We start from the raw sequence: 15,547 nt of genomic DNA on the forward strand, positions 1-15,547 counted from the left end.
ATGACGGTTCGCGTAGACATGGGGGTGGACGGCACCGGCAATGCGGTGTCGATGGACCTGGAGGAGCTGCTCGCCACGCGGCTGCTCGTCCAGGGCAATTCGGGCTCGGGCAAGTCGCATCTGCTGCGCCGCCTGCTCGAACAGTCGGCCGGCCATGTCCAGCAGGTGGTGATCGATCCGGAGGGCGATTTCGTCACGCTGGCGGACCGCTACGGCCATGTCGCGATCGAGGCGGTCGATCATTCGGAGCGCGACGTGGCGCGCTTTGCCGCGCGGATCCGCGAGCATCGCGCCTCGGTCGTGCTCAGTCTCGAGGGGCTGGAGGCGGAAGGGCAGATGAAGTGCGCCGCCGCGTTTCTCTCGGGGCTCTTCGATGCGCCGCGCGATCACTGGTATCCGGCGCTGGTGGTGGTCGACGAGGCGCAGCTCTTCGCGCCCGCCGGCGGCGGCGAGGTGGCCGAGGAGGTCCGCCGCGCCTCGCTCGGCGCGATGACCAATCTGATGTGCCGCGGCCGCAAGCGCGGTCTCGCCGGGGTGATCGCAACGCAGCGGCTGGCAAAGCTCGCCAAGAATGTCGCGGCCGAAGCGTCGAACTTCCTGATGGGCCGCACCTTTCTCGACATCGACATGGCGCGCGCGGCGGATCTGCTCGGCATGGAGCGCCGCCAGGCCGAGGCGATCCGCGACCTCGAGCGCGGCACCTTCCTCGCGCTCGGCCCCGCCGTCGCGCGGCGCCCGGTCGCGATCCGCATCGGCGCGGTCGAGACCAGCGCGCGCAGCTCGAGCCCCAAGCTCACGCCGCTGCCCCAGGCGCCGGCCGAGGGAATCAAGGACATGCTGCTCGCCCCTGCCGAGCCGACATGGACGCCGCCCGCGCCGTCGCCTGCGCCGAAGCCGCTGGCATCGGAGACCTTGATCGAGGCGCTGGCGCGCTCCACGTCGGTGGCCGCGGAGCCCGAGCCGGACCGCGATCCCGAGGAAACCGCGGGCCTGATCGCCGACGTGCTGCGCGACATCGTCGGCGATGGCGAATCCGCGCTGCGCTCGCCCGCCGTGCTCTATCAGGATTTCCTCGTCCGCTGCCGGATGGTCGGGCTGGCCCGCCCGCCGCTCGATCTGTCGAACTTCGTCCGCCGGCTCTCGGCGGCGCGCGCCGGCATCCATGGCGATCCCGACGAGGATTGGAGCCAGGCGCTAGACGCCGCCGGCGCGCTGCCCGACGACATGCTCGGCCCGTTCCTGCTGGTCGCCCGCGCCGCGCGCGAGGGGCTGCCCTGCCCGAGCGATACCGAGATCGCCGCGAGCTACGGCACCAGCTCGCTTGGCCGCGTCCGCCGGCTGATGACCTATATCGAGAGCCGCGACCTGTTCGTCACCCGCGTCGATCTGTCGGGCAAGCGCTCGATCACCATCCCTCGACTCGGCTGGACGACGCAGCCCGCCGAAGTCGGCTAGGCGGCGAGCACCTTGCGCAGCCAGGCCTCGGTCTCGGCGGCATGCGCGACGGGCAGCATATGCCCGCCGTAGATCATCTCGATCGTCCCGCCTGGGATCGCCTCCGCCGTCTTGGTGCCGTGCAGCGCGGGATCGAGCAAAGCATCCTGCCGGCCATAGAGGATCGCCACCGGCACCTTGATCTCGCCGTAACGCGGCGTGAGCCGCTCCATCTCGGTCTTGCCGATTCCGATCTCGAATGTGCCCTGCAGGAAGGACGTAGGCCGCACCGTCAGCACGCCGCCGCCGCGCGTCCCGAAATCGGATGGCACCGAATCGGGGGCGAAGGCCTGGGTGCTCCTGAGCTTGCCCGTCCGCATCGCGATCGGCACCGCGATCGTCCAGGCGAGCGGCCCGCGCAGACCCCTGGGTACCACCAGCCCCTTGAACACGTCGGGCGGTTGGTCGACCGGCTGGGTATAGGGTGCGATCAGCGCGAGCCCGCGGACGAGTTCGGGATGGTCGAGCGCAAGCGCGAGCGACACCGCGCCGCCCATCGAATGGCCGACCAACAACGGCTTTTCCAGCCCGAGCTGCCCGATCAGCGCTGCGATCATTGCCGCCTGTTCGGCTACGCCCGCGCGGGGACCGGTGAGCTTCGAATAGCCCCAGCCCGGCCGGTCGATCAGGATCACGCGGTGGTCCATGGCCAGTCGCCCGGCCAGCGAATGCGAGAAGTTGCGCATCTGCCCCATCAGCCCGTGGAGCATCACGATTGGCGGGCCCTTCTCGTTCTCGGGTCGCATGTCGAGAAAGTGCAGCCGCGCGCCCGCCACATCGGCGAAGCTCCCGTCGGGCGGCACCGCCTCCTCGACCTTGCGGCCGACATAGGCCGACCATCCGGCGAGCGCGGCGATGGCGATTCCGACAATTCCCAGGGGTATCAGCATCGCGTCCTCTCCGTTTTCAGTGCGACGATAGCCTGATCGTGCGCGAAAGCCATGAACGCGTCGCGGACGGGATTGCGACCGAAGCCGCCCCATGCTCCAGTCTCGCCGGACAAAAGGGGAGGATTGCATGAAGGTCCGGATCGCTGCCGCCATGCTTACGGCTGTGTTTTTTCCTCCGCACGCGCTCGCGCAGAACGGGGTTCGCGCCGCGGCAATCGGCGAGACTGTCTTCCATATCGCAGCAGAAGGGCGCACTCGGACGCGCGCCGACGATATCACCTTGATTGTTTCTGTCACTGGGTCCGGCGACACGGCCGAGGCGTCGCGCCGCGCGGCTGCGGCCAAGCTTGAGACGCTTACCAAGGCACTGGTCGCCGCCGGCGTCGATCGCGGCTCGATAACGGTGTCGAACGTCCGCCAGCCTTTCGGCTTTGTCGGAAACGAAGCGTACGTTTCCGAGAATGTCGAACTGCCTAACGTGACGATGGACGTCCCCGCGCCTCGCGCCAAACGGTCGTCCGCGATGCTCCAGATCAAATTGTCCGATCCGGCGCGCATCGAGGCGGTGCGAGCCGTGCTCGATAGCCAGGGCGAAGCGATGTCCTTGCCGCCGTTGTTGTCGCTCAAGAATGACAGCACGGCTCGCCGGGCGGCCGCGACGGACGCGCTGGCGCGCGCACGTGCGGAGGCGGACATCTATGCGTCGGCGCTGGGCCTGCGCGTGGCCGGCATCGCGCAGCTATCCAATTTCGCGTCGAACCCCGGAGAAGATCCGAATTATATTCAGACGATGCTTGCGATGCAGATGGGCGATCCGGACAATGAGGTCGTGACGCGCGCCCGCGTCACCGTCGATTTCATTCTCGCGCCGCGCTGAACCATTTATTCGGCCGCGACTTCTTCGCCTTCCTCGCGCTCCTGCGCCTGGCGGGCCCACATGTCGGCGTAGAGGCCGCCCTTGCGGAGCAGTTCGGCATGCGTGCCCTGTTCGGCGACGCGGCCGGCCTCGAGCACGATGATGCGGTCGGCATGGACTACCGTTGAGAGCCGGTGCGCGATGACGATCGTGGTGCGGCCATGCTCGATGGCTTCGAGAGTCGCCTGGATATCCGCCTCGGTTCGGCTGTCGAGCGCGCTGGTCGCCTCGTCGAGGATCAGGATCGGGGGATTCTTCACCAGCGTCCGCGCGATCGCGACGCGCTGCTTCTCGCCGCCGGAGAGCTTGAGCCCGCGTTCGCCGACACGCGTGTCGAAGCCCTCGGGCAGCGACTGGATGAAGCCCGCGATCGCCGCCCCGCGCGCCGCGGAGGCGACTTCCTCCGGTCCGGCGCCTTCGCGGCCATAGGCGATGTTGTAGCCGATCGTATCGTTGAACAGCACCGTATCCTGCGGGACGATGCCGATCGCCGCGCGCAGCGTGGCCTGCTGGACCTGCGAAATATCCTGCCCGTCGATCGTGATCCGCCCGCCGGTCAGATCGTAAAAGCGGTACATCAGCCGCGCGAGCGTCGACTTGCCCGCGCCCGAGGGGCCGACCACGGCGACGGTCGCGCCCGGCGGGATGTCGAGGTCGATGCCCTTCAATATCTCGCGGCTCGGCTCATAGCCGAAATGCACGTCCTCGAAGCGGACATGGCCCTTGCCCACCACCAGCGGCGGCGCGCCGGGCGCGTCCTTCACTTCGGCATCGGTGTCGATCAGGTCGAACATCGCAGCCATGTCGATCACGCCCTGGCGGATCGTGCGATAGACCATGCCGAGCAGGTCGAGCGGGCGGAAGAGCTGGGCGAGCAGGGTCGAGACCAATACGACGTCGCCCGGCGTGAACTTGCCCGCCGCCCAGCCGAACACAACCAGCGCCAGCCCCGCGGCCATCATCAGGTTGGTGATCAGCGCCTGGCCGATATTGAGCCAGGCGAGCGAATTCTCCGAAGTGACCGCCGCATCGGCATAATCGGAGACCGCCTTGTCGTAACGCGCGGATTCGCGGCCTTCGGCGTTGAAATATTTCACCGTCTCGAAGTTGAGCAGCGAATCCACCGCGTGCGCAACCGCGCCGGTGTCGAGATTGTTCATCTGCTCGCGCAGCTTGGCGCGCCAGTCGGTCACCCAGCGGGTGAAGGCGATATAGACCACCACCATCGTCAGCGTGCCGGCGACCAGCCACCAGCCGAAGCGCGTCGCGAAGATGCCGACCACCAGCGCCAGCTCGAGGATAGTCGGCGCGATGTTGAACAGCAGGAAGTAGAGCATCGTATCGATGCTCTTGGTGCCGCGCTCGACCACCTTGGTTATCGCGCCGGTGCGCCGCTCAAGATGGAAGCGCAGGCTCAATTGGTGGAGATGGCGGAACACGTCGGACGCCAGCCGCCGCGTCGCGTCCTGGCCGACGCGTTCGAACACCGCGTTGCGCAGATTGTCGAAAAGCACGCCGCCCAACCGCGCGGCGGCATATCCCGTCACCAAGGCCGCGACCAGCCACACGCCGTCGCGCGATCCGCTCGCCATCCGGTCGATCGCGCCCTGCAGCGCGAAGGGCGCGCCATAGACCTGGACCAGCTTTGAGCAGACGACGAGCAGCAGCGCAATGACGATGCGGATGCGCAGCCCCGGCGAATCCTTCGGCCATAGATAAGGCAGGAAGCGCTTCATCGTGCCGAGCAACGGCCGCTCGGGCGCGGAAGACGGGGTCTGAGGTGGCATCCTACTCGATTTGGGGCGTCGGGCGCGCGGATGCAACGGTTTGCCGGAACGAGCGCGCCCGCGTTTCGTTCGAGCGTCGGAAGGCAATGGGCGATGGACCAGGTGTTCTACGTGCTGGCGATCATGGGCTGTAGCGACGATTCGCTCGCGTGCAGCCAGGCGCGCGTCGAGCCGGTGCGCTACACTTCCTATGTCGCCTGCCAGGAGGCCATGCCCGCCGCCCTCCAGCGCAACGCCGACCTTTCCTATCCGGTGATCAGCGCGGCCTGCCAGCGCCAGGGCAAGCGCATGGTCATCGGGACGCGCCACGCGCACGCCGCGGCGGCTAAAGCTCAGTCGTTGACCGCACCGTGGTGGATCGGCAGCGCCCAGCGGATCTGATCGCGCAATAATGTCTCGAGCTCTTCGGCGCCGATATTGTGCGCGGCGGCGCGCTTGCGCAGCAGCGTCACCAGCAGCTCCTCGCGCGAATCGGGGCGGGCCGGCGCGGCGCGGCCCTTGGCGAGGGCCTTTGAAAGCTTGAGCGACAACATGGTCATAGGCAATTCTTGCCTAGTGGGTGCTTGCAGTCCGCTTTCCGAGCAGGGTTAACGTGGCCGGGTCCACAAATTTTCTGTTCTCGGCTGAGGCGGATAGAGGCGAACGCGCAGACGCGCCTCGCCGAACGCGCGCGCGATCCAGCCCAGTTTCGCCCCCGCCGAGGTCGATACCCGCCGGTCCCACGCCGCCGGTCCGCGCGCTTCGACCGCGCGCGCGATATCGCCGTAGATCCCAGTCGCCGCGAGCACGGCCCATGCCGATCGGAACCCAAGCGCGGGCGTGCCCCGCCGCGCGCTCGCCTCATAGGCCTCCGCCATCGCGCAGAGCCGCGCCGCCAGCGCGGCGAGCTTTTCGCGATCCGCCGTCACCGCGTCGGGTGCGATGCCTGCTTCGGCCAGCCAGTCGGCGGGTAGATAGCAGCGCCCTGCCTCCGCATCCTCGCCCAGGTCGCGCGCGATATTGGCGAGCTGGAAGCCGAGCCCCAGGTCGCAGGCTTGGTCGAGCAGCGCGTCGTCGTCGGGCCGCACGCCCATCACCACCGCCATCATGCAGCCGACCGCGCCGGCGACATGGTAGCAATAGCGCATCAGATCGGCCTCGCTCGCCGGGCGCCAGCCCGCAGCGTCGAGCGCGAAGCCTTCGACCACGTCCCAGACCAGCCGCTGCGGTATGCCGGTTTCACCGACCACGATGCGCAGCGCATCGAACGCCGCATCGCCCACCCATTGCCCGTTCAGCGCCGCCGCGGTCCGCTCGCGGATCCCCGCCAACCGCGCATTGGGATCGGCGACCGGGGTCGTATCATGACCGTGGTCTTGCCCATCGGCGAGATCGTCGCAGCGCCGGCACCAAGCATAGAGCAGCCAGGCTCGCTCGCGCACCGCCGGCGCGAACAGCCGGCTCGCCGCCGCGAAGCTCTTCGATCCGCGCGCAATCGATTCGCCCGCCGTGGCGACGATCGCGTCGCGGGCGGGCAGAGCCGTCACAGATCCTCGCGCTTCATCCGGATGATCGGCACGGTCGGTTCGAAATCGGCCATCCTGGCGAGCAGATCGTCGACGGTGTTCGCCACGATGAGCAGGCTCTGATGCTGGGCCCGTACGAAGCCGACTTTCCCCATATGCTCCCAGAATTCGATCAGCTTGTCGTAATAGCCGGCAATGTTGAGCAGCCCGATCGGATCGGAATGATAGCCGAGCTGCGCCCAGCTCAGCGCTTCCCACAATTCGTCCATCGTGCCGGTGCCGCCCGGCAGGTTGATGAAGCCGTCGGCCAGTTCGGTGAAGCGCGCCTTGCGCTCGTGCATCGTGTCGACGACGTGGAGCTCGGTCAGCCCGCGATGCGCGACTTCGGCGTTGACCAACGCGGTCGGGATCACCCCGATCACTTCGCCGCCAGTCGCTAGCGCCGCATCGGCGACCGCGCCCATCAATCCCAGCTTGCCGCCGCCATAGATCACGCCGATGCCACGCGCGGCCAGCGTCCGCCCAACCGTCCGCGCGCTTTCGATATAGACCGGATCGGCCGGGCTCGCCGACCCGCAATAGACTGCGATACGCTTCACTTGGTCTCTCCCAGCATCAGCGCGGCCGTCGCCTTGGCACTGCCGACGACGCCGGGAATGCCGGCGCCGGGATGTGTGCCCGCACCAACGAAATAGAGGTTGGAAATCGCGTCGTCGCGATTGTGGACGCGGAACCAGGCGCTCTGCGTCAGGATCGGCTCCAGGCTGAACCCCGAGCCGAGATGCGCGTGGAGATCGTCGCGGAAATCCTTGGGCGCATAGCTGAACTTGGTGACGATGCGCTCGTTCAGGTCCGGGATCAGGCGCCGCTGCACTTCGGCGAGGATGCGCGCCTCCAAGACCGGCCCGACCTGGTCCCAATCGACCGGGAACTTGCCGAGATGCGGCACCGGCGCCAGCGCATAGAAGGCCGCGTGCCCCTCGGGCGCCATACCCGCGTCGGTTGCGCTCGGATGGTGGAGATAGAGCGAGAAGTCCTCGGGCAGCACGCCAGTGTCGAACAGGTCCGAGAGCAGCCCCTGATAGCGCGGGCCGAACAGGATCGAATGGTGTGGGATGTTGGGGAAATTCCCCTTCACGCCGAAATGCACGACGAACAGCGATGGCGAATAGCGCTTCCGGAGCAGGTTGGACGTGGTCCGCTGCGCGCTGCGCGAGCCCTTGAGCAGGTCGCGATAGCTGTGGACGATATCGGCATTGCTCGCCACCGCATCGACCTGCATCTCGAAGCCGCTTTCGGTCTTCACCCCCGTGACCCGATCGCCCAGCGTGTCGATAGCAGTCACCGGATCGCCCAATCGCACCACACCGCCCAGCCGTTCGAAATGCCGGACCATGCCCGCGACCAGCTTGTTGGTGCCGCCCTCGGCCCACCACACGCCGCCGTCGCGCTCGAGCTTGTGGATCAGCGCATAGATCGCGCTGGCGGTCATCGGATTGCCGCCGACCAGCAATGTGTGGAACGACAGCGCCTGGCGGAGCTTCTCGTTCTTCACATAGCTGGAGACCATCGAATAGACCGATCGCCAGGCCTGTTGCCGGATCAGCGCCGGCGCCGCTTTCAGCATCGACTTGAAGTCGAGAAAGGCGACTTGACCGAGCTTCACATAGCCTTCGCGGTACACGGCCTCCGAATATTTGAGGAAGCGCGCATAGCCGCCGACATCCTCGGGACTCAGCCGCGCGATCTCGGCGTTCAGCACCGGATCATCGTTCGAATAATCGAAGCGCTCGCCGTCGGGCCAGGACAGGCGGTAGAAGGGCGTCACCGGCACCAGCTTCACGTCTTCGGAAATATCGTGCCCCGACAGCCGCCACAGCTCGGCCAGCGCCGCGGGATCGGTGATCACGGTGGGGCCGCCATCGAAGGTGAAGCCGTCCTTCTCCCAGAAATAGGCGCGGCCGCCCGGCTTGTCGCGCGCCTCGATCAGCACGGTGTCGACGCCCGCCGATTGCAGGCGGATGGCGAGCGCGAGCCCGCCAATCCCAGCGCCGATCACCGCGACTCGTTTCATGCGATATTTCTCCGCATTGCCTTCATCGCGCGCCCGATCGGCACCGGCGGCTTGCCGCTCAGCACGCGCAGCCGGTCGAACAGCGTCGATTGGCCTGCATAGAAGCGTGCGATCAGCCCCGCGTCGAGCCGGTAAAAGCGTTCGAGCACGAGATAGCGCTCGTGCGGGTCGGCGGCGCGGAACAGCATGGCCGCCAGCATGCGGTAGAAGCGACGGCTGCGCCAGGCATTCCGGGCGGCGTCATGAGTCAGCGTGTGGAGCGCCGCGCCGCTGAGGCTGTGCGCATTGGCGATCATCGACGCCAGCCGCACCGCATCGGGCAGCGAATAGCCGGTCATCGGGTGGAACAGCCCGGCGCGCATTCCCGCTTTGGCAACGCCGCGCCCGCCCGAATCCCAATAGGCCTCGAAATCGCCGCCCATCGCGACCGGCAGGCTGCCCGATTCCTCGCGCGTCACCCGATCGACCTGCCAGCCGCGCTCGGCGACATAGGCGTCGATCCGCCTGCCGATCTCCTTCGCCTTCAGCTCGGGCGTGTCGCTGTAATAAGTATCCTCGACGAACATCCGCGTCGCCGCGAAGGGCAGGCAATACGCGAAGCGGTAGCCGTCGAGCTGCTCGATCCTTGCGTCCATTACGACCGGGCGCTCCAGGTCGTGCGGCTCGGCGAGCTCGAGCTCGCGCCCCAGGAATTTCTGCCAGCCAAGGTCGAGCTTAGAAAGATCGCCGGTGCCACGGCAGTCGATCACGCCATCGGCCTGGACCAGGTCGCCGCCCGAAAGCGCGACCGCGGTGGGTGTCACGTCGATCGCCTTGCGCCGCATCATCAGCGCCTTTTTGGGGAGCGCCGCGCGCACCAGTCGATCGAACCGCTCGGATTCGATCGAATAATAGGGCGCCTTCAGCGTCCGTTCGTGCGCCGGAAAGGCGACATCGTATCCGGTCCAGCCATAGCTGATCAGCGGCGCGGCCAGCCAGCGGTCGGCGGTGGCGATATCGCTGCCGAAGAACGACCAGAGATGGTTGCCGCCGATCCGCGTCGATCCCTCGATCAGGCGGATGTCGCAATTGGGTTTCTTCTTCTTGAGCGCCAGGGCGATGAGCCCGCCGGCAAGTCCGCCGCCGACTATGGCGACGTCGCAACTGATGGTGGACGGCATTCGACGCCGCCTAGCCCATGCGGCCGGTCGGGGAAACCCCGCGCGGCGGCGCCGGTCGCCGCTCAGGCTCGGCTCGCGCGAATTGATGCGGGGTTCGGCCTAGCTTCGCGCTATCAGCGCCAGCGGGGCATCTGGCCCCCGAAGGACAGGTCATGGCCAAGAGTCAGAAGAAGTCGAACCGCGAAGTGCGAAAGCCCAAGGCGGAGAAGACCAAGACGATCGCCGCCAATGCCTCCACCAAGGACAAGCCGGTGAACATGGTGACGATCAAGAGTTGAGCATCGCAGCGTTGAGGACCGAATGAGCGGAGAAGAAGACGCGTTCGTCTATGACGAGGCGAGCGGCGAATGGATCAGCGCGGCGGAAGCAGCCGCCAAGGCAGGCGCCGAGGGCGCGGTCGAAGTGCGCGACGCGGTGGGCAACCTGCTCGCCGACGGCGACCAAGTGACGCTGATCAAGGATTTGACCGTCAAGGGTGCGGGCCAGACGCTCAAGCGCGGTACCCTGATCAAGTCGATCCGGCTGACCGGCGACCGCCAGGAGATCGACTGCAAATATGAAGGCATAAAGGGCCTCGTGCTGCGCGCGGAGTTCGTGAAGAAGCGCTGAGCGCCCGGCTCAATGTCGCTTGAAATATTGCACGTCTTGCTCGTGCTTCTCGGCGGCGGCGCGGGTATCGAAGGTGCCCAGGTTGCGGCGCTTGCCGGTATCCGGGTCCTTCTTGCGCGAATAGAGGCGATATTCGCCCGAGGCGAGCTTGCGGATCATGCCGGGCAAAACGCCCGAGCATCGGGTGGGTTTCAGAAGGCGCCGGTAGCCCGCGCCACGTCGAGCGTGTCGGCATATTGCTGGAAGCGCGTGACCTTGCCGTCCTCGAGCGTCCAGACATGCACCGCCTGCGGATGCATCGACCGGCCGGTCGCCTTGTTGACTCCGGCATAGCGGCCGAGCGCGACGACGCGGTCGCCGGCATCGAGCAGGTCGTCCATCTTCACCGCGAACCCGTCCCACTCGCCCACGCACCGTGCGAAAACGCCGCCCGCTATCGCCTCGGGCCCGACATAGGGATTGCCGTCGGCATAGGGGAAATTCTCGGCCTCGTTCCAGACGATGCCCGCCGCCATCCGCCCGAGCACGCCCGGCACGTCGCCCATGGCAAAGGCATCATAGATCGCCCGGATCACGGCGACATTCTCGGCCGACATGGCATCCTCCTCCAAATGCTGTGGAAGGAGGCTGCACCCATTGCAGGGGGTTGTCACGCGCCAAGCAAGGGCCGCCGGTCACTCGCCGGAAGGTACGTGCTCATGCGTCCCGTGGGGGCCGCCGGTGAAATCGCCGACATTGATCGTGCCGAGCAGCTTGGGCCAGCCGCGCGAGGCGGGCGTGCCGTTGCCGGGCAGCGCGACATCGCCCGCCGGCTCGAACCCGCCATCGCCGTCCGGATCGGCGAGCACGGTGAAGCGGGTGTCGTATCCGGTACCGCTGGTCGCGACGATCGTCGACATGCCGTTAGTGACCCCGTAGCGGATCGTGATCGCCCCCTTGGTCCGGGCGTCGACGCGGTTGAGCAGCTGGTGGTCCTTACCCGGCGCCAGCACGAAGCTGACGCTTTCGCCCGGATGCAGCGTGACGCGTTCCACCGCGGTGCCCGGAGGCGGGGTCTGGGCATAAGCGGCAAGCGGGAGCAACAGGGCGGCGGCAAGGATGCGCATGGAGGCTCTCCTGAGACGTTTCGTAATCGGGCAACGCCGGCTGCGGGGCGTTGGTTCAATGCGCACTCGGCTGGGCGCACGCGGGCGCTTAACGCTTCGGCAAGCGGGGCTGCGCTAGGATGGCGCGGTTCCAATCGCTTAGGGGACGAGCGATGCGCAACTATCTGCTGGCGGGCGGCGTGGTGGGATGCCTGCCGTTCCTGGCCGCCGCCTTCTCGGTCGCGACGAGCAACAAGGTGCCGGTCAAGGCCCGCATCGCCTCGATCGACCGCACCTGCGAATACACCGCCGTGGTGCGCCACAGCTATGGCGAGACGCTCAAGGCCGATTGCAACCTCACCAAGACCTTCGAGGGCATGCGCGACCATGCCAAGGACCGCACCCGCGACCTGAAGGGCAAGGCGAAGGTGACGCTCTCCTATATGGCCCCGGGCGAGCGATATGAGCGCACCGGCACCATCGAGCTCACCGGCCGCGACGACGAATTCTACACCTATCACTATGGCGACGTGATCCAGGTGAAGATCGACAAGGCCGATCCGTCGAAGGTCAGCCGCTACTAGCGGCCCGCTTCAAGCCCGCGCGAAGTCCATCGTCCAGTTGGTCTCCCAATTCTGCCCGCCATCGGCCGAGAGCGCCTGTTCCCAACGCGGCGCATCGCTATCGGTGCGCAGCCACAGGAAGCGCATCCGTACCGGGCGGCCGTCCAGCATGTCATCGGCGTAGAAGGTCCCGACGCCGTTCTCGAACCGGCCGACGACCGGCACGTCCAGCGCATGCGGCGCGCGGGAGTCCAGCCACCAGATCGCCCAGGCGCCGCTCGCCGGATCGAACGAGCGGATGGCGATCGCACGGTAGCTGCCGGTGGCGATGTGGAGCAGATTGTCCTCCACATTGCCGTTGCCGCCGAGTACCGGGCGCATCTCGCTCGTCCCCTCGAATGCCTCCCAGTCGGTGCAACCCGCCAGCCGCGCCTTGAGCCGGCGATGCGACACGCGCCAGCGGCCGATCTGGAAATCGAAATCGGGCGAGTGATCGGTGGACGGCATGCAAAATTCCCTGGAATGGATGCGCGGAACGTTCACTTTACGTTCCATGCTTGTCAAGTGCGCGATCCTTGGAGATCGCGCGGCCAGCATTTACCAAGCGCCCATGCGATTCGCCCGACACCGCTCCGCCCTCCGCCCGACCTTGCTCGTGCGGCTGCTCCTCGGCCTCGCCCTCGCTTTGGGGAGCGTGGTGCCCGCCGCCGCGCAGCCGCTCCGGGTGATGAGCTACAATGTTCGTTTCCCGTCCAAGGACGACGGCGCCAATCTGTGGGAGGCCCGCCGCGATCTCGCTGCGGCGATGATCCGGCGCGAGCATCCCGACGTGATCGGCACGCAGGAGCTGTTCCAGCGCCAGGGCGATGATCTGGTCGCGCGGCTGCCCGGCTTTGCCTGGTTCGGGATCGACCGGCGCGGCGGCCATGCCGACGAGCATATGGGCGTGCTCTACGACACAAAACGGCTGAAGCTGGTCCAGACCGGCCAGTTCTGGCTGTCGGACACGCCCGAGATGGTGGCGAGCATCAGCTGGAAAAATCTCTATCCGCGCATGGTCACCTGGGCGATCTTCGAGCGCATCGGCAAGGGACCGGACAAGGGCCGCCGTTTCCGGCTGCTCAACACCCATTTCCCCTATCGCGACGAAGATGATGTCGCGCGGGAGAAGGGGGCGAAATTGATCGTCTCCCGGCTCGGCACGCTGCCCGGCGCCGACCTGCCCACCGTGCTGACCGGCGACTTCAACACCACGCCCGAGAGCCCGGCCTGGAAGGTGCTGGCGGGGGCGCTGACCGACACGCGCACCGCCGCGCCGACCCGCACGGGGCCCGAGGGGACCTGGCATGCCTTTACCGGCAAGCCCGACGGCCGGATCGACGGGATCTTCGTGCACGGCTTCACCGCGCTGCGGGCCGAGACGCTGACCGACCATAAGGGGCCGGTATGGACCTCGGATCATTTTCCGATCGTCGCGGACCTGAAGATGCAGTGAGGCGCAGCGTCTGGCAGCCGTCGCACAGGCGATCAAGTTGACACGGTTGACACCTGCTATGTGAAAAAAGCATCGCCCCGACGGTGCGCATGCGGCCGCGTCTGGCGGCGCCGGGTGCCGCGACGGGCATGGGTGCTGATCCTCGGATTCCGCGCATGCGGGGGACTGCAGCAGACGAAATCCTACATTGGAAGGGCCGTCAGCTTCGCGGCGGCGGCAGCGCCTTGCGGGCGTATCGCGCGTGGACGAGCGGCGCCGTCGCGAGCAGGATCGCCGCGACCATCCCGCCGACCGCGAGCAGCCCGAGCGGGGTCATGCGGACCTCGGATTCCATCAAAAACCGGTCGCCGAAACGGATCGTGGCGCGGGTGGTCTGCGGCGTGTCGAGCGGGTGCGGCGCCGGCGCGTCGACCTTGGCGGCGGGGTCCTTCATTTCGGCTCGTTATAGTTCGGCTCGGCGGGCTCGGGCACGTCATAGTCGCGCTCCCAGCCTTCGTTCTGCAGCACCAGCCGCTGGAACGCGACCGAACTGGCATTGGCGTCGAGATCGGGCAACGCCTCGAACTCCGAGGGCCAGGCGCGGAAGATCTTGTAGGCGAGCACCACCTGGCCCGCTTCGTTGTAGAGTTCGAGCAGCAGGTCCTTGCGGAAATCCTTGAGCGAGACCTCCTCGCCCGGGACCGCGCCGAAATTATGGACCTTGTTGGCCCAGCGCTCGAACTCGGGATCGTGGCTGACCCCGCGCTCGATCGTGATCGGCTCATATTCGGTGCGACCGGGGGATTTGCGCGAGGTGGAGGGATCGCCGCCCTCACGATGCTCGATCACCTCGGTGGTGCGGCGCAGGCCGCTGACCCGCGAGATGCCGGCGATGACGCGGCCATCCCATTGCAGGCGGAACTTGAAGTTCTTGTAGGGATCGAACCGCGTCGGGTTGACGGTGAACTGCGCCATGAGACGACTCCTTCAGCCGGGAAGCGAAAGAGGCCGTGCCCGGGCGGCCATGTCAACCGCCGCGCGACCGGCGGGTGGTTCGCCTGCGTCGCGGAGTCAGTCGATCGCCTCGACGCCCTGTTCGCGCAGCCGCTCGATATGGTCCTTCATGGCCTGGAGCTGTTCGGGCGGGTGGCCCTGCCACTCTGCGACCTCGCCGGTGACGCGCAGCGGCGCCTGCGAACGGTAGGATCGGGTGGGGTTGCCGGGGAATTTCTTGTCGGTGAGGTTGGGGTCGTCGACGATCGGCCCGGTCGGCTCGACGATGTAGATCCGCCCCGCCCCTTCGCCGGCCGCCAGCTCGGCACCCCAGATCGCCGCTTCGAGCGTGCCGGTCAGATAGACCCAGGACGCCTTTTTGCGCTGGCCATAATTGGAGCTGTAGCCGGGGGCGATCAGATCGCCCGGTACCAGATCGGCGCGGGTGCCGTGGTAGAAGAGCTGGAGGGCGTCCGGGGATGTCATCGGGTCGAACTCTCGCATTGCCGGGTTCGTGATCGCATAGCGCGTCGCTGGGAGCGCGAGCCAGTCCTCAATCTATTCCCCGTTGCGGGCGCGGGACGGGCGGAGGGCGGGATCAGCGGTATTCCACCAGATCCCAGCGATTGCCGTAGAGATCCTCGAACACCGCGACCTTGCCATAGGGCATGACGGCCGGCGGGCGGACGAAGCTTATGCCGGCGGCCGTGTAGGCGGCGAAGTCGCGGTCGAAATCATCGGTGGCGAGGAAGAGGAATACGCGGCCGCCGGCCTGGTTGCCGATGGCGGTTTCCTGCTCGGGCGTGGTTGCGCGGGCGAGGAGGATAGCGGTGGCGTTCTCCGGCGCGCCGGGCGGGCGGATGGTGACCCAGCGCTTGTCCTGCTCGGGCTGGTAGTTGTCTTCGACCAGGGTGAAGCCGAGCTTGCCGGTGTAGAAGGCGAGCGCTTCGTCATAGTCGCGGACGAGGAGGGCGATATGGGCTAGGTGGGGCATGGC

The 15,547-nt window shown here is 67.1% G+C and carries 22 protein-coding genes; 7 read left to right on the forward strand and 15 right to left on the reverse strand.

The window, feature by feature from the left end; all coding sequences use genetic code 11:
- Positions 1 to 1,455 (forward strand): ATP-binding protein, encoded by a 1,455-nt coding sequence (locus IAG41_RS19915; protein WP_187730408.1) that lies wholly within the window; start codon positions 1 to 3, stop codon positions 1,453 to 1,455.
- Here IAG41_RS19915 and IAG41_RS19920 read toward each other — a convergent pair.
- Complete coding sequence (locus tag IAG41_RS19920) at positions 1,452 to 2,384, reverse strand: alpha/beta fold hydrolase (protein ID WP_187730409.1); 933 nt, start codon at positions 2,382 to 2,384, stop codon at positions 1,452 to 1,454. The two genes, IAG41_RS19915 and IAG41_RS19920, sit on opposite strands and share 4 nt — an antisense overlap.
- 127 nt (positions 2,385 to 2,511) lie before the next feature.
- On the opposite strand from IAG41_RS19920, the gene IAG41_RS19925 reads away from it, so the two are divergent.
- Complete coding sequence (locus IAG41_RS19925; RefSeq protein WP_187730410.1) at positions 2,512 to 3,261, forward strand: SIMPL domain-containing protein; 750 nt, start codon at positions 2,512 to 2,514, stop codon at positions 3,259 to 3,261.
- Between the two features lie 5 nt (positions 3,262 to 3,266).
- On the opposite strand, the gene IAG41_RS19930 is transcribed toward IAG41_RS19925, so the two are convergent.
- Positions 3,267 to 5,087 carry an ABCB family ABC transporter ATP-binding protein/permease gene (locus tag IAG41_RS19930; protein ID WP_187730411.1) on the reverse strand — a complete coding sequence of 607 codons (1,821 nt, stop codon included), beginning with the start codon at positions 5,085 to 5,087 and terminating at the stop codon, positions 3,267 to 3,269.
- A 93-nt stretch (positions 5,088 to 5,180) separates the two neighbouring features.
- Between IAG41_RS19930 and IAG41_RS19935 the strand changes: the two genes are divergently transcribed.
- Entirely contained in the window at positions 5,181 to 5,468 is a 288-nt protein-coding gene (locus IAG41_RS19935) for a hypothetical protein (RefSeq protein WP_262408780.1), read from the forward strand.
- Here the strand turns inward: IAG41_RS19935 and IAG41_RS19940 are convergent.
- The 5 genes from IAG41_RS19940 to crtY are packed head-to-tail and all read right to left on the reverse strand — an operon-like array spanning position 5,420 to position 9,826.
- Positions 5,420 to 5,626: a hypothetical protein gene (locus IAG41_RS19940; protein ID WP_187730412.1), complete on the reverse strand. Its 207-nt coding sequence runs from the start codon at positions 5,624 to 5,626 to the stop codon at positions 5,420 to 5,422. The two genes, IAG41_RS19935 and IAG41_RS19940, sit on opposite strands and share 49 nt — an antisense overlap.
- A gap of 48 nt (positions 5,627 to 5,674) precedes the next feature.
- On the reverse strand, positions 5,675 to 6,613 hold the full coding sequence (locus tag IAG41_RS19945; RefSeq protein ID WP_187730413.1) for a phytoene/squalene synthase family protein: 939 nt from the start codon (positions 6,611 to 6,613) through the stop codon (positions 5,675 to 5,677).
- Positions 6,610 to 7,191 carry a TIGR00730 family Rossman fold protein gene (locus tag IAG41_RS19950; RefSeq protein ID WP_187730414.1) on the reverse strand — a complete coding sequence of 194 codons (582 nt, stop codon included), beginning with the start codon at positions 7,189 to 7,191 and terminating at the stop codon, positions 6,610 to 6,612. The genes IAG41_RS19945 and IAG41_RS19950 overlap by 4 nt, the downstream gene beginning before the upstream one ends.
- Positions 7,188 to 8,666 carry a phytoene desaturase gene (locus IAG41_RS19955; RefSeq protein ID WP_187730415.1) on the reverse strand — a complete coding sequence of 493 codons (1,479 nt, stop codon included), beginning with the start codon at positions 8,664 to 8,666 and terminating at the stop codon, positions 7,188 to 7,190. Before IAG41_RS19955 ends, IAG41_RS19950 begins: the two co-directional genes overlap by 4 nt.
- Entirely contained in the window at positions 8,663 to 9,826 is a 1,164-nt protein-coding gene (crtY, locus tag IAG41_RS19960; RefSeq protein ID WP_187730416.1) for a lycopene beta-cyclase CrtY, read from the reverse strand. The genes IAG41_RS19955 and crtY overlap by 4 nt, the downstream gene beginning before the upstream one ends.
- A 152-nt stretch (positions 9,827 to 9,978) precedes the next feature.
- Between crtY and IAG41_RS23360 the strand changes: the two genes are divergently transcribed.
- Positions 9,979 to 10,104: a hypothetical protein gene (locus IAG41_RS23360; RefSeq protein WP_262408781.1), complete on the forward strand. Its 126-nt coding sequence runs from the start codon at positions 9,979 to 9,981 to the stop codon at positions 10,102 to 10,104.
- A 22-nt stretch (positions 10,105 to 10,126) separates the two neighbouring features.
- Entirely contained in the window at positions 10,127 to 10,435 is a 309-nt protein-coding gene (locus tag IAG41_RS19965; RefSeq protein ID WP_187730417.1) for an alkylphosphonate utilization protein, read from the forward strand.
- Positions 10,436 to 10,444: 9 nt separating this feature from the next.
- On the opposite strand, the gene IAG41_RS19970 is transcribed toward IAG41_RS19965, so the two are convergent.
- The 3 genes from IAG41_RS19970 to IAG41_RS19980 all read right to left on the reverse strand — a co-directional run bounded on the left by IAG41_RS19970 (position 10,445) and on the right by IAG41_RS19980 (position 11,541).
- Positions 10,445 to 10,594 (reverse strand): hypothetical protein, encoded by a 150-nt coding sequence (locus tag IAG41_RS19970; protein WP_187730418.1) that lies wholly within the window; start codon positions 10,592 to 10,594, stop codon positions 10,445 to 10,447.
- A 32-nt stretch (positions 10,595 to 10,626) separates the two neighbouring features.
- On the reverse strand, positions 10,627 to 11,031 hold the full coding sequence (locus tag IAG41_RS19975) for a nuclear transport factor 2 family protein (protein ID WP_187730419.1): 405 nt from the start codon (positions 11,029 to 11,031) through the stop codon (positions 10,627 to 10,629).
- 78 nt (positions 11,032 to 11,109) lie between these two features.
- Positions 11,110 to 11,541, reverse strand: a complete 432-nt coding sequence (locus IAG41_RS19980) for a hypothetical protein (protein WP_187730420.1) — start codon at positions 11,539 to 11,541, stop codon at positions 11,110 to 11,112.
- Positions 11,542 to 11,693: 152 nt separating this feature from the next.
- On the opposite strand from IAG41_RS19980, the gene IAG41_RS19985 reads away from it, so the two are divergent.
- Positions 11,694 to 12,104, forward strand: a complete 411-nt coding sequence (locus IAG41_RS19985; protein WP_187730421.1) for a hypothetical protein — start codon at positions 11,694 to 11,696, stop codon at positions 12,102 to 12,104.
- Between the two features lie 9 nt (positions 12,105 to 12,113).
- Here IAG41_RS19985 and IAG41_RS19990 read toward each other — a convergent pair whose 3' ends face one another.
- The gene (locus tag IAG41_RS19990) at positions 12,114 to 12,590 is read right to left on the reverse strand and encodes a DUF1579 domain-containing protein (protein ID WP_187730422.1); all 477 of its coding nucleotides are present in this window, start codon (positions 12,588 to 12,590) and stop codon (positions 12,114 to 12,116) included.
- Between the two features lie 103 nt (positions 12,591 to 12,693).
- Here IAG41_RS19990 and IAG41_RS19995 point away from each other — a divergent pair, with 103 nt between their 5' ends.
- A complete protein-coding gene (locus IAG41_RS19995; protein ID WP_187730423.1) occupies positions 12,694 to 13,578 on the forward strand; it encodes an endonuclease/exonuclease/phosphatase family protein in 885 nt (294 codons plus the stop codon).
- A gap of 199 nt (positions 13,579 to 13,777) precedes the next feature.
- Here IAG41_RS19995 and IAG41_RS20000 read toward each other — a convergent pair whose 3' ends face one another.
- From IAG41_RS20000 to IAG41_RS20015, 4 genes are all read right to left on the reverse strand, one after another.
- Positions 13,778 to 14,011, reverse strand: a complete 234-nt coding sequence (locus IAG41_RS20000; protein WP_187730424.1) for a hypothetical protein — start codon at positions 14,009 to 14,011, stop codon at positions 13,778 to 13,780.
- Positions 14,008 to 14,532, reverse strand: coding sequence for a phage tail protein (locus IAG41_RS20005; RefSeq protein WP_187730425.1), 525 nt, complete (start codon positions 14,530 to 14,532; stop codon positions 14,008 to 14,010). Before IAG41_RS20005 ends, IAG41_RS20000 begins: the two co-directional genes overlap by 4 nt.
- A 96-nt stretch (positions 14,533 to 14,628) precedes the next feature.
- Positions 14,629 to 15,036, reverse strand: a complete 408-nt coding sequence (gene arr, locus IAG41_RS20010) for an NAD(+)--rifampin ADP-ribosyltransferase (protein WP_262408782.1) — start codon at positions 15,034 to 15,036, stop codon at positions 14,629 to 14,631.
- A 112-nt stretch (positions 15,037 to 15,148) separates the two neighbouring features.
- Complete coding sequence (locus IAG41_RS20015) at positions 15,149 to 15,544, reverse strand: VOC family protein (protein ID WP_187730427.1); 396 nt, start codon at positions 15,542 to 15,544, stop codon at positions 15,149 to 15,151.
- Between the last annotated feature and the right edge of the window lie 3 nt (positions 15,545 to 15,547).

Origin of the sequence: Sphingomonas sp. JC676, assembly GCF_014489075.1 — a bacterium.
GTDB lineage: Bacteria > Pseudomonadota > Alphaproteobacteria > Sphingomonadales > Sphingomonadaceae > Sphingomonas.